The sequence below is a fragment of the Kluyvera sichuanensis genome, from assembly GCF_040930405.1.
In the GTDB taxonomy this organism is placed as follows: Bacteria; Pseudomonadota; Gammaproteobacteria; order Enterobacterales; family Enterobacteriaceae; genus Kluyvera; species Kluyvera sichuanensis.
In genome coordinates, this window is record NZ_CP162271.1 from 1,601,475 (window position 1) to 1,614,369 (window position 12,895).

A 12,895-nucleotide genomic window follows, 5' to 3' on the forward strand; every position below is an offset into this window, starting at 1 on the left:
TATCAGTTCAGAAGATACCTTCAGGCTGGCGGGAGAGACGGGGAGGTACTGGCGAAAATCTTCGCTTTTAGCCAGTTAAAGATGGGGTCGTTATCAAGGCTACGGTGCCAGCCCATAAACTCGCGCATCACCGGAAGCTCGACGGGCACCGGGTCAATTCGCAGCGGCAGATGGCTGGCGTACTGCGCCGCCAGCCGTCGGTGCATGGTAGCGACGCGCGTGGTTCCGATCAGTAAATGGGGTAACGAGTGATAGCTGTTTGCTACCACTTCAAGGCGGCGATTAAGGCCGAATTCGCTAAATAACGTCTCTTCAAGACCGGGGATCCGTTCACGACCAAACTCCACGGCAATGTGGCCCAACCGCTGCCAATCCTCCAGCGTCAGGGTCGCGCCAACCTCAGCGTTGCCCGCCCAGGTCACACAAACAAACTGCTCTTCAAACAGCAACCCTGACGGCTGATCCGTGGGCATAAACTGCTCGGGAGCGGCCATCATGTCGATTTCCCCTCGATTAATCATGCCGGTCGACTGCGGGTCAGGCGATAAAAACGCAAAGGTGATGCTGGGCGCTTCCTGATGCACCACCTGCAGCACATCTTTGAGCAGGACATTAATCACATAGTCCGAAGCCATAATGCGAAAATGGCGCTTACTGGTTGCCGGTTCATCAATTGGCCGCCGGGCAATGGAGGTTTGAATTTTGAAGAGGATCTCACGAATCGAGGGATGCAGTTCACGCGCTAACGGCGTAGGCATCATTTTCCGCCCTACCTGGGTCAGAAGATCGTCTTCAAAATAGGTACGTAGCCGATTGAGTACGCCGCTGGTTGCCGACTGCGTCATATGCAAACGCCCGGCGGCGCGGGTAATATTTTGCTCATCCAGCAGCACATCCAGTGCCACCAGTAAATTCAGATCAAGATGCTGATAACGCATTATCGTACGCCTGATAGTTATTTTTACCCTATCCTAGATCGTAAAATTAACAATCACGCAACGTTTAATTCACTAAATAGCGAGCAATATTGTTTTTTGCGATAGCGATCATCTTGCTTTGCGATTCGTCAGCGATTTATTTCGTCGGGTACTCTCCGTTCTTCTCCCTACAAAATGGAACGGATAATGACAATAAATACGGTATTGATCGTCGGCGGCGGTATTGGCGGTCTGTGCACGGCTATCGCCATGCGTCAGGCTGGTATTGCCGTCGATCTGGTAGAGATTCAACCCCAATGGCAGATCTATGGCGTTGGTATTATCCAACAAAACAATGTGGTACGTGAGATGCAGCGCCTGGGCGTGCTTGAGCGCTATCTTGAAGCCGCCTGGTCCTTTGATAAAGTCTCCATGCACACACTCGACGGTACCCCGCTTGCTAGCTTCCCCGGGCAACGGCTCGCCGGCGAGCAGTTTCCCGCTAACGTCGGAATTTCCCGACTAGCGCTGCATCAGGTGCTGTGCTCTACCGCCGAAGAACGGGGCGCGGCTATCACAATGGGAAAAACGGTCACCTCGCTTTGCCAGGATGAACACGGCGTTGACGTCATTTTTAATGACCAGACCACTGGCCGATACGATCTGGTGGTGGGCGCTGATGGTATCTACTCCACCCTTCGTCGCCTGCTGTACGGCAACCGCTTTACGCCGCGATTTACCGGACAAGGCGTATGGCGGTATAACTTCCCGCGACCACCGCAGGTCGATCATCTCATGTGTTTCGTCGGTGAAGAGAGTAACTGCGGCCTGGTTCCGCTGGCGGAAAATTTGATGTATCTCTTCGTCACCTCGCATGAACCTGATAATCCCCGCTTCGATAGCCACGAAAAGGTGGCGCAAATGCGCCAACGCCTTGCCGCCTGCCAAGGCCTACCGGGCGAACTGCGCGAGCAGATTACCGATGCTGACCTTATTGTTTATAAGCCGCTGGAAGAACTCTATGTTGATGCTCCCTGGCATCAGCAGCGCGTCGTTCTGATTGGCGATGCCGTACACGCCACCACACCCCATCTTGGTCAGGGCGCAGGAATGGCCATTGAGGATGCGCTGGTGCTCACCGAGACGCTCCAGACACATCATCAGGTCTCGCAGGCGCTGGCCGCCTTCGAAGATCGACGCCGAGCACGCTGCCACCGTATCTGGCAGGATTCGCTGCGCGTGGGCGAAAGCGAAATGGCTCAGGACCGTCAGTTCGATCGCCAATCCGTTATTCGCGAGATGATGGCCTTTACCGCCAGGCCGATCTAAGCCGGCCGCCATCATTCTCTGTCAGCAGCGCATACCTCGCGGATAGCATCAAGAAACAGCCCCAGCGCCGCATGCTGATGCTCCCGGGACTGGTAAAGCCCGTATATCCCGAGCGGCTGCGGCTCCAGCTCTGGCAGCACACGCACTAACCGCCCGCTTTCCAGCCCGGCTCTCGCCTCAATGTCGGGCACCATCGCCAGGCCAACGTCCGCCGTCGCCATCTCGCACAGCAGCGATGATATTCCGGCGCTGAAGTTACCGTTGACCGCCACCGAGACCTCGCCTTTCGCGCCATCGCGGAAGGTCCAGGACTGGCCGGAAAAGCGGCTGTAGTGCAGGCAGTTATGCTGGGCGAGTTCATCAAGGGTGGTCGGCACGCCCGCGCGGGCAAGATAGCCTGGCGACGCGCACAGCACGGAACGACAGGTTCCCAGATGGCGGGCGATCGTGCCGGGTTCCGGAACATTGGTAATGCGAATAGCCAGATCGATACGCTCCCCCACCAGGCTCACCGGATGGTTGTTGATATCAACCTCAATGCGCAGCGCCGGGTAGCGGTTCAGGAATACCGGGATAATCGGGTTCAACAAATGCGTCGCCGTAAAATGGGCGCAGGCGATACGCAGCGTCCCGGATGGCGTAACGCCGGTCGCCTCCCCTTCAATGCCCTGCGATAGCAACGCCAACTGCCGCGTCTTCTCCAGCGTTTTTTCTCCGGCAGGAGTGAGGGTTAACCGCCGGGTGGAACGGTGGATCAGTCGGGAACCGGCCCACTTCTCCATCTCGTCAAGATAGCGGCTGACCATCGGGCGAGAGATGCCCAGCGAGCGGGCCGCGGCGCTCAGGCTACCGAGTTCGCAGATGCGGTTGTAGGTGATGGCCGCCATAATCCGGTCCATTGCGTCTCCATTTGATCGTTTTATGAAACTCAGCATGTATTGTTTCAGGAATTCTAGCAGAAGCAGAAATCCGTAGAATGCGCTTTACACCCTTTACGGAGTTCATCGCCATGAAATTAACATCCCTTACGCTGGTTCTGTCGCTGGCCGCCACCACCGCGTTTGCCGCCCCGCTGCACCTTGAAGTCTACAACCCACAGGAAAAAGGTATTTTTCCGGTCTCTTCCACGCTGGTTTCAGGCCCGAAAGAGGCGGTGCTGTTTGACGCGCAGTTCAGCGTTAAAGATGGCGAAAAGCTGGTGCAGATGATCCGCGACAGCGGCAAAACGCTGAAAACCATCGTCATCACCTCCGGCGACCCGGATTTCTATTTTGGGCTGGAGCCGCTGGTGAAGGCGTTCCCGCAGGTTAAGGTTGTGGCATCACCTTCCGTGGTTGAGCACATCAAGGCCACCAAAGATGCCAAGCTGGCCTTCTGGGGGCCGCAGATGAAAGACGGCGCGCCAACCACAATCATCGTGCCGCAGGCCACCAGCGCGACGCGTTTTACCGTTGACGGCGAACCGCTGGAGCTGAAGCACGCGGGCGATTATGCCGCCTATGTCTGGATCCCGGCGAACAAGGCGATTCTGGGCGGTACCGGTATTGCCTCTGGCATCCACGTCTGGACCGCCGATACACAGACCCCAGCGATTCGTCAGGGCTGGATGAAGGTACTGAGCGAAATGCAGGCGCTGAAACCGCAGCAGGTCATTCCCGGCCACTACCTGGGAGAGCGCCCGGCAAATGATGCGGCCATCGCCTTTACTAACCGCTATCTGCATACCTTTGAGCAGGCGCTCGGTAGCCAGAAGCGCTCAGCAGGCGTGATTAGCGCGATGAAAGCGGCGTACCCAGGCCTTGCCGATGAGAGTTCACTTGAGCTTAGCGCCAAAGTGAACACCGGCGAAATGAAGTGGTAGCCTGACGCCGTAGGATTTTGCAAAAAAGCTCGCCTTTAGAATGAGATCCCGATAGTCCCCCCGCTATCGCGCCAAAAACGATGGAGTTGGCGATAGCGGGTAGGTATAATCAGCGACACATATATTTGTCGTACAATTCAACTCAATGAAACTTAACACGTTACTGGTATCGCTCGCCGTCGTTTTCTCCGTTCACCCCGCCTTTGCGCTGACCTATACCCTACCGAAAGCCGGTGGAAACCTGGTGGGCAGCAACGAATATGAGCAGGTTCCCCAAGGACAAAAAGCGCCGCTGGAAACCTACGCCGCCCGACATCATATCGGCATGAGCAATCTCCTCGACGCCAACCCCGGCGTGGACGTTTATCTCCCGGCGCCCGGTACCGTTCTCACCTTCCCGTCGCAGACCATTTTACCCGCTACGGTGCATCAAGGGATTATCATTAACACGGCGGAAATGCGCCTCTATTACTACCCGGCGGGCAGCAATACCGTCGAAATCTATCCGGTGGGCATTGGTCAGATTGGGCACGATACCCCAGAGCACTGGGTGACCTCCGTGAAACAGAAAAAGGTCGGGCCAACCTGGACGCCAACGCCCAACGAACGCGCCGAATTTGCCGCAGCCGGTGATATTCTTCCCGCCGTCGTTCCCGCGGGCGTAGATAACCCAATGGGGCTGTACGCCATGTACATTGGCAACGAGTTTGCGATTCACGGCACCAACGCCAACTTCGGCATCGGCCTGCGAGTCAGCCACGGCTGCGTGCGTTTACGCGCCGACGATCTTAAAACGCTGTTTAGCGAAGTCCCGGTGGGGACCCGGGTTGAGTTTGTGAATCAGCCGATTAAAGCTGACGTTGAACCGAACGGCGAGCGCTATATCGAAGTGCATAGCCCACTGTCCGAGTCCGGAGCCAGCACGGCTTCGGCGAGTGCGATCCCGGCGGCGCTGAAATCCACTCTGACGGCCGCGGATATTCAGCAGACGGTGTTAAGCCAGGCGCTGGCCCTGCGCTCCGGGATGCCGGTCAGGCTGAATTAACCCTGAATGCTGCGAAATCCACGCCCAGGCGTGGATTTTTTTCTCTACGCGACTTTACCCCTACCAAACCTACCGATACTCTGTTGCGACCTCACGTCTTATCGTCGAACCGCTGACCAGAAATCATTGTCGCAATGAATACGCATAATAAAAAAATTCGTGCTTACCACTTCCCCGTATTTCGCCATCTTTTCACCGCGCGACTGCTGACCGTACTCGGCAACGGTATCGCCCCGATAGCGTTGGCGTTTGCCGTGCTGGACATCGGCGGCACCGTCTCCGATTTAGGCATTGTCGTCGCCTCGCGCTCCATCTTTAACGTGGCGTTTTTACTGCTTGGCGGCGTGTTAGCCGACCGTTACTCCCGCAGCCGGGTGCTGGTCTACTCCTCCGCCGTTGCCGCCCTTTCGCAGGCGATTGTCGCCTGGTCGGTGCTCGACGGTTCGGCCTCGGTGCTCAGCCTGGCCCTGCTCGGCGCGCTGAACGGTGCGGCGGCGGGTATCGCCCTACCGGCGTCCTCCGCACTGGTGCCGCAGACAGTGCCGCCACAAAATCTGCGTGAAGCCAACGCCTTAATCCAGTTGGGCATCTACAGCGGGACGGTAATTGGCGCATCGCTGGGCGGGATCCTCGCCAGCTCGGTCGGGCCGGGTTGGGGGCTGGCGATTGATGCGCTAGGTTTTGCCGCCTCGGCACCGCTATACGCCATGATTCGGGTTACCGCTATCAGCGGCAGCGAATCGCAAAGCAATATCCTGCAGGACTTAAAAGCGGGATGGAAAGAGTTTGCCAGCCGCGCGTGGGTGTGGTCTGTCGTGGTGCAGTTTACGATAGTCAACGCGGCGTTTAGCGGCGTGGTGATGGTGCTCGGCCCGGCGATTGCCGACGCCTCCTTCGGGCGAGCGCACTGGGGAATGATCGTCGCGGCCCAGAGCGTGGGGCTGATTACCGGCACCTTCCTTGCTCTACGCTGGCGTCCGCGCCGGGATCTCTTTATTGGCGTGATGCTGGTTATCTTCTGCGCGGTGCCTATTTTTATGCTGAGCCAGCTCGCCTCAGCGCCATACCTGACCGCCGCCTTTTTTGTTACCGGCGTCGCGTTTGGCCTGTTCGGTGTTTCCTGGGCGCATTCATTACAAACGCATATTCCGCCGGACAAGCTGGCGCGGGTTTACGCCTATGATGCCGTAGGTTCATTCGTGGCGATTCCGTTTGGCGAACTGGTCGCTGGGCCACTGGCAATGCGTTACGGTAGCAGCAACGTGCTGATGGTGTCAGCGGTAGCGGTGGTGATTGCCACGGTCTGCGCCAGCCTGGTGCCCGCCATCCGACGGCTCGATAACAGCGGGCAGGTTAAGCCTCACCAGCACCTCACTGACAACCCATAGTTAAGCCTTTCCCGCTATTTCAGGCAGGAGACATATTTATCCGCCGAGCGGCGCACGATTTCATCGGCATTTTGCGTAATATCTTTCCCAGCAAACGCGCCGTAGAGTTTCTTAAATTTTACCGTCGCCAGACGTTGGGCAATATCGCTGACCGTGGCGGCGGGCAGCGGCAGTAAGTTAGGGTAGCTCCACATAAATGAGACGGCCCGCGCCCCAGCGGTCACCTGAACGATATCGCCGGAAAGCACGATGCCTTCACCCCGCGCCCAATGCAGCACGCAGCCGCCGGCAAAGTGCCCGCCGAGACGGATAACGGTGATGTCCTGAGTCAGTTCCAGCGTTTCGCCTTCCCAGAAATGAATCCAGGGGCTGTCGCGCATCACCCATTGACGATCGTTGGTATGAAGGTATATCGGCGCGTTAAACTCGGCAGCCCAATCCTGCATGGCGGTGTAGTAATGGGGATGTGATATCGCAATAGCCTTAAGCCCGCCGAGCGAGGCAATCAGCGTTTTCGTGGCATCGTCCAGGGTGGCAATACAGTCCCACAGAATATTGCCTTGCGGGGTGCGCAGCAGAAATGCACGCTGATCAATCGCAAAATCAGGAACGGTGCGAATGCTAAAAAGTTCGCTATCGTGCTGTTTCCACGTGGTGGTGTGCGAAGCGCAATGGGTGTCGAAATCAACCCATTGCTGCCCTTCAGCAGGGATATACTGACGTTCATCTTCGCAAATTAAACAGTGCGCAGGATGGGAACCGGCCGTTTTATAGGATGTGCCGCAGGTTTTGCATAATGTGATCATTGAGTTCTCCCCATTTTTGCGTGGCCATTGAGCGCTGCTCTTATGTGATGTCGTGTCAGATAATCAACACTGTCAGCCTGGCATACGGCGAGTCAGGGATGTTCCCGCGAGTGCTTCGGTTAATTTAAATACCGACTCTTACGATTTACCTGATAGCTGTTTTTCTCTAAGGTAACTACCCAATCGAACTCATCATTTTTCCTTTGATGCCGATATCTTTATTTCTTAATTAATATGTGAAGGAACATGTATGTCTCGCGTACGCCCCTTTATTCACCCTCTTGCCTTTCTGGCGCTTACCCCCTTTTCTTACGTTCAGGCCGCTGATAATCCCGCATTGGTCAGCAGCAGCACCAATCCCCTGTCCATCACCAGAATTAACGATCGGGTGAATTTTATGGTGTCGTTAACCTTCGATAATGGCAACACCGCCCAGCAATGGCGCTCCGTTGACTGCAAACAGGGTAAGTCACAGCTTCTTTATAAGGATCTACTGAATAAAGAAGGGTTAACCAAGGCGCGCTTCTACGGCAATAGCTATCTTCATTATGCGCCAGCGCAGGACGACCCACAGATGAAGGCCGAAGATATTCGCACGGTTTGCCAGCTACCGGTAAAAGCAGCGCGGTGGGAAAAATTATCCGCGACGTCAGATAGCGGTATGACTGCACTTGTTGATGTGAATAGCATTAAGCGCACCGACGATATTTTATCGGTAAACATGGGCTATGACTTTGCCGATATTACCTGGGAGCCCCCTTATGATGCGCCGCTGGTATTAAAAGTTGAGCGCTACCTCTATAACTGCGAAACCCATCAGGGCGCTGCTGCTGCGGCCATGAATTTCGACAGCGAAGGTCGCGTCACCGACTCGCTTATTACTGCGGATATCCTTCGCCGTAAAAGCAGCTTCCCTATTGATGCCAAAATGACGCAGCGCTTCGAGCAGCTCTGCCAACTCCCCGCAGGAAAAACCTTCACCGCCGAAGGGCTCTTTGTTCCCGCCGCCAACAAGAAGCCGTCCACATTGATGGGGCCGACCATGCCGGATCTGAGCAATAATAATCCGCAGTGGCTGAACAAATATCCCCTTTCGGCAAATATTGAGCGCCAGGTACAGGCGTTGATTAAGCCCTGGGCGCTGCCGCGCTTTAAACAGATTCGCTATACCCAGAGCAGCGACCTCGGCAAGATTAAGGTCCAGCTGGATGCGCAGCCGGATGGATATCTCCGCAAGCTTGAGGATTATGGCATCTGGACGGTGCAACGCTTAACGCTGGCCAATCAGCTGCAGCTGAAATTTACTATGTCTATCAGCACCGGCGCTTCAGTGCTGAACTCGCTGCAAACGGATCTGCACTTCCCGTTAGCGGCGGGTCAACATTACCAGGCACAATGGGATGATATTGATGCCGATAAGAAAGTCACAGCCTCAACATTGCGCTGTGACGTCACGACGGGGGGAGAGGCGAACAGCATTGCCCCTGAATTTAGCGGTAAATATCTGCTCGTCGCGTGTCATTCCTCCAGAGACAACCAAAAGAGCAGCGCTGAAAAGCTCGCCTGGCTGCAGGACCTCAACCTGTTCGTTCCCTTGACTCAACAAGTAGGCGACCAGCCGGAAAGCCCGGTAAAACTGGAAAATGTCAGCGTGGTACGTTAAATAATCATCAAGGCTCAACGATTGATGCGTTGGGCCTTTGACGACCCGCTCCCCCACTCGCTCAGCGCTAAGGATCCCGTCATGACGTCCTTTTATCAACTCTCCGCCACCAGCCTACAAGGGCAACCTATCACCATGGACGACTATGCAGGCAACGTGGTTGTGGTAGTGAACACTGCCAGCCATTGTGGCTTCACGCCGCAATACGCTGGCCTTGAAGCGCTCTACAAAAAGTACGCCACGCAGGGCCTGGTGATACTGGGCTTCCCCTGCAACCAGTTTGGCAAGCAGGAACCCGGCAGCGCCGACGATATCGCGCAGACCTGCCACATCAACTACGGCGTGAGCTTCCCAATGTTCGAGAAGATCGACGTCAACGGGGGCACGGCACACCCGGTGTTTCGTTATCTGAAAGGCGAGTTACCCGGCATACTGGGTGGACGAATCAAGTGGAACTTTACTAAGTTTCTGATCGGACGCGACGGTAGGCCGCTTAAGCGTTTTGCGCCATTTACAACGCCGGAGAAAATGGAGGTGGCGATTGTTGCAGCGCTGGGGGTTAATGGGGGGACGTGATGGGAGGATGCCCTTGACCAAGCTGACTAGAAAACAGCATGCAGGAAAGCGCATTACCTATGGGTTAAAATGCCCGAATGCATACCGGTTTCCCACGTTGATTATAAGGATGTTAAAGAAAACTTTATGGATATGTTCAAGTTAAAACCCTGGCTACGTCGCTGGAACCTCATTCCTGACGGCACTCCATTTATAACGCATACCTCACAGTTGTATCCGGTCAAAACGGCAGCACATGGCATTAAAGCCATGTTAAAAGTGACGGATGACCCGGATGAACAAGCCGGTAATGCACTAATGGCATGGTGGGAAGGAAATGGTGCGGCACCGGTGATTGCACATGAAAATGAAGCCATTCTTCTCTCAAGAGCCGCAGGTTCCTCGTCTTTATCAGCAATGTCCCGCGAAGGTAAGGATGACGTTGCTTGTCGTATTTTGTGCATGACGGCGAACCAACTTCATTCATTCACAAAAGCACCGTATCCCCAGCTTACGCCTTTACATGAATGGTTTAATCCTCTAAAACCAGCTGCCTTGAAGTATGGCGGCATCCTGGCACGTTGCGCAGAAATTTCAGAAGAATTACTTTCTTCCCCACAAGATATGGTTGCGTTGCATGGTGACTTACATCACGGAAATGTGCTTGATTTTGAAGCGTCTGGCTGGCTTGCCATTGACCCCAAAGGGCTAATAGGTGAACGGGGATTCGACTTTGCCAATATCTTTACTAATCCGGATCTTGGTAACCCAGTACCTCCTGTTGCGACGGTACCGGAGATATTTAAACAGCGTCTTAGTATCGTCACCCGGATGGCAGACCTGGACCGAGAACGCCTGCTCAAATGGATAATTGCATGGTGTGGTCTTTCAACCGCCTGGTCCCTCTCAAGTAACGATGCTGTTTCAACAACCCTAAAAGTTGCCGAGTTGGCGATAGCTGAATTGGAACAGTGAGTGGGATATCGACAATGGGTGTAGTGATTTTCTGTACGTCCGCTTAGTGCCAGAAGCGGACATTGAAACTAATATTCGGTAACAAGTATCGCCGGGCGTTAGTTTTTTATTGAGCTGCTTTGTAACGTGCCTCCAGCTTATCCATGAATCCAAACAAGACCTGATTCATTTCACTGTAATCATGAGCACGAAGTTCAGCAGGGGTGTTAACGAAGCGATATTCTGCGGCGAGGCTCAGGTCTTTTTCTGAATGAGCGATCAGCTGTTCAACAACTTCCAGGGTTAGCTCCATATGACACTGGAAACCAAAGATGCGGTCTGAATAAGAAACGATCTGGCGCGGACAGCCTTCGCTAAAAGCGATAATTTTTGCTTCCGGGGTCAGACCTGGCATGTCGTTATGCCAGTGACCAACTTCAAGCGTTTTAGCAAAGTGAGAGAACATTTCATCCTTGCAGCCGTCTTCAGTTAAAGTGATCGGGAATTTACCAATCTCTTTTTCAGGGCTGTGAGCAAACGGTGCGCCCAGCGCTTCACCGATTAGCTGTGAGCCAAGGCAGATACCAATCACGGCTTTACCCGAGAGAACCGCAGAAGCAATCAACGCCTGTTCACCTTTGGAATCAAAGTGCGGGCATTCTTCCAGAGTAATGGTTGGGTCTTGCGGACCGCCCATAACGATCAGAAAATCGATGCCTTCGGCGTTTGCTGGTAACACTTCACCAGCGTACACACGTGAGTACGTCACATCATGACCCTGATTTCTTGCCCATGTTTCATAAGCCCCTGGGGCTTCGAAACTTTCATGTACGATAAAGTGGACTCGCATTAGGATATGCTCCTGTAATATCGATGATAATTTGAATAATAAATCACTCACCCATTACCGCTGTACAGCGGGTGGTTCCAACTTTGATATCATAATTGCAGGAGCTAAATCTGAAATGCCAGGTAGTATAGATAAGGCGCCAAGACATGATGAAGCAACTGGCTGGTCAGGCACAGCGATAAGCTATCAACGTGGAGAGGAAGATCCTCCACATCATCATGTTGAGGGACAGCTACTGTTTGCCTCCAGGGGGGTGATGCTGGTTGAAACAGAGAGTAACCGCTGGGTAATACCTCCCCAGCGTGCATTATGGTTACCGCCTCTTCAGATCCATAGTTACAACCTGCTTTCACAAACAGACCTACGGGCTATCTATTTCAGCAGCAGCCTCATAGCAGAATGCACGAACTTTACGAAGAGTAGCCAGGTGCATGTGATTACTGCTACGGCACTTGTGAAAGAGTTGATAGCTGGGCTATTCAGTGAGGACTACAACGAACCGAGCCAACGGAAAATGGCTCTGTTGCTTCTGGAAATTCTCAGCGAGGCTCCCCCATTAGCTGCGGAGCTTCCAATGCCACATGACGAGCGATTATTCAATGCAGTCAGAGAGTTGCTGATTAATCAGCGCTGGGATATATCGCTGAGTGAGCTTGCTTTTATTGCAGCCGTGTCTGAACGTACATTTTCGAGATTGTTTGTTAAGGATACTGGATTTAGTTACAGAACCTGGAGGCAGAGAGCCAGAATTTGTGCGTCGTTAGATCTTCTCGCGAATGGCATCCCAATCAAACAGGTTGCTTTTCAGCTAGGTTTCTCATGTCCAGCCGCATTTACTGCTGCTTTTCGCTCCATTTTGGATTCAACGCCACGCGATTTTACTAACCCGTTATCGTAAAGAGGAAACAATGAATACCAATCAAGATATCTGCATTGCCTCAGCCATCATTACTGACGAATCCGGGCGCTGTCTGCTGGTCAGAAAACGTGGCACGACTCACTTTATTCAGCCAGGCGGTAAAATGGAACCAGATGAATCCCCTGTCGCGGCCCTATCGCGAGAACTGCAAGAGGAGCTGAATCTTAACCTGACAGGCCAGGACTTTAGCTACGTTGGGCGATTCACTGATAAAGCGATAAACGAGCCAGGCCGCGTCGTTATTGCTGATATTTATCACTGTGTCCTTACTGCAAGCGATATTCAGCCAGCAGCGGAGATCGAAGAAGTTATCTGGTATTCCACTGACGGTTCGAAATCTCTACTATTGGCCCCACTTACAGAAAATCAACTAATGCCCTTAGTGGAAACGCTGCACCAAAGTTTTTCAGAATCTCTTCTGGAGCGTGGCAGAGGCAACTAATCAACAACGAATGTTAATTCAAACTGAATTTTAATGTCCGCTTTTCGCTCACAGCGGACCTTTGGCTCAGCTATCTTATCCGCTCGCTGAGTGCCAGGAGCAGACCTTTGGTGATAACAAATCTGCCAACCAATGGTCGGCAGACAGGTTTATGATATTAGCTACG

Annotated in this window: 13 protein-coding genes; 9 read left to right on the forward strand and 4 right to left on the reverse strand. The window is 53.7% G+C overall.

Features of this window, described 5'->3' with window-relative positions:
- Positions 1-20: 20 nt before the first annotated feature.
- On the reverse strand, positions 21-938 hold the full coding sequence (locus AB2B48_RS07985) for a LysR family transcriptional regulator (protein ID WP_368301478.1): 918 nt from the start codon (positions 936-938) through the stop codon (positions 21-23).
- Between the two features lie 186 nt (positions 939-1,124).
- Between AB2B48_RS07985 and AB2B48_RS07990 the strand changes: the two genes are divergently transcribed.
- Positions 1,125-2,246, forward strand: a complete 1,122-nt coding sequence (locus AB2B48_RS07990) for an FAD-dependent oxidoreductase (RefSeq protein WP_368301479.1) — start codon at positions 1,125-1,127, stop codon at positions 2,244-2,246.
- Positions 2,247-2,257: 11 nt separating this feature from the next.
- Here AB2B48_RS07990 and AB2B48_RS07995 read toward each other — a convergent pair whose 3' ends face one another.
- Positions 2,258-3,145, reverse strand: a complete 888-nt coding sequence (locus AB2B48_RS07995; protein WP_368301480.1) for a LysR family transcriptional regulator — start codon at positions 3,143-3,145, stop codon at positions 2,258-2,260.
- A 110-nt stretch (positions 3,146-3,255) separates the two neighbouring features.
- Between AB2B48_RS07995 and AB2B48_RS08000 the strand changes: the two genes are divergently transcribed.
- The 3 genes from AB2B48_RS08000 (at position 3,256) to AB2B48_RS08010 (ending at position 6,540) form a co-directional block, all read left to right on the forward strand.
- Positions 3,256-4,107 carry a Vmh family MBL fold metallo-hydrolase gene (locus tag AB2B48_RS08000; RefSeq protein ID WP_368301481.1) on the forward strand — a complete coding sequence of 284 codons (852 nt, stop codon included), beginning with the start codon at positions 3,256-3,258 and terminating at the stop codon, positions 4,105-4,107.
- Between the two features lie 145 nt (positions 4,108-4,252).
- On the forward strand, positions 4,253-5,152 hold the full coding sequence (locus AB2B48_RS08005; RefSeq protein WP_368301482.1) for a L,D-transpeptidase family protein: 900 nt from the start codon (positions 4,253-4,255) through the stop codon (positions 5,150-5,152).
- A gap of 134 nt (positions 5,153-5,286) precedes the next feature.
- Positions 5,287-6,540 carry an MFS transporter gene (locus AB2B48_RS08010; protein WP_368301483.1) on the forward strand — a complete coding sequence of 418 codons (1,254 nt, stop codon included), beginning with the start codon at positions 5,287-5,289 and terminating at the stop codon, positions 6,538-6,540.
- A 14-nt stretch (positions 6,541-6,554) separates the two neighbouring features.
- On the opposite strand, the gene AB2B48_RS08015 is transcribed toward AB2B48_RS08010, so the two are convergent.
- Positions 6,555-7,346, reverse strand: coding sequence for an MBL fold metallo-hydrolase (locus tag AB2B48_RS08015; protein WP_368301484.1), 792 nt, complete (start codon positions 7,344-7,346; stop codon positions 6,555-6,557).
- Positions 7,347-7,596: 250 nt separating this feature from the next.
- Here AB2B48_RS08015 and AB2B48_RS08020 point away from each other — a divergent pair, with 250 nt between their 5' ends.
- The 3 genes from AB2B48_RS08020 to AB2B48_RS08030 all read left to right on the forward strand — a co-directional run bounded on the left by AB2B48_RS08020 (position 7,597) and on the right by AB2B48_RS08030 (position 10,539).
- Positions 7,597-9,009 carry a hypothetical protein gene (locus AB2B48_RS08020; RefSeq protein ID WP_368301485.1) on the forward strand — a complete coding sequence of 471 codons (1,413 nt, stop codon included), beginning with the start codon at positions 7,597-7,599 and terminating at the stop codon, positions 9,007-9,009.
- 81 nt (positions 9,010-9,090) lie between these two features.
- On the forward strand, positions 9,091-9,585 hold the full coding sequence (locus AB2B48_RS08025; protein ID WP_368301486.1) for a glutathione peroxidase: 495 nt from the start codon (positions 9,091-9,093) through the stop codon (positions 9,583-9,585).
- A 126-nt stretch (positions 9,586-9,711) separates the two neighbouring features.
- The gene (locus AB2B48_RS08030; protein WP_368301487.1) at positions 9,712-10,539 is read left to right on the forward strand and encodes an aminoglycoside phosphotransferase family protein; all 828 of its coding nucleotides are present in this window, start codon (positions 9,712-9,714) and stop codon (positions 10,537-10,539) included.
- A gap of 106 nt (positions 10,540-10,645) precedes the next feature.
- Here the strand turns inward: AB2B48_RS08030 and AB2B48_RS08035 are convergent, their stop codons facing one another.
- Complete coding sequence (locus AB2B48_RS08035) at positions 10,646-11,368, reverse strand: type 1 glutamine amidotransferase (RefSeq protein WP_185666349.1); 723 nt, start codon at positions 11,366-11,368, stop codon at positions 10,646-10,648.
- Between the two features lie 115 nt (positions 11,369-11,483).
- Between AB2B48_RS08035 and AB2B48_RS08040 the strand changes: the two genes are divergently transcribed.
- Entirely contained in the window at positions 11,484-12,266 is a 783-nt protein-coding gene (locus AB2B48_RS08040) for an AraC family transcriptional regulator (RefSeq protein WP_185666378.1), read from the forward strand.
- Positions 12,267-12,276: 10 nt separating this feature from the next.
- Positions 12,277-12,729, forward strand: coding sequence for an NUDIX hydrolase (locus tag AB2B48_RS08045; RefSeq protein WP_185666348.1), 453 nt, complete (start codon positions 12,277-12,279; stop codon positions 12,727-12,729).
- Positions 12,730-12,895: the final 166 nt, after the last annotated feature.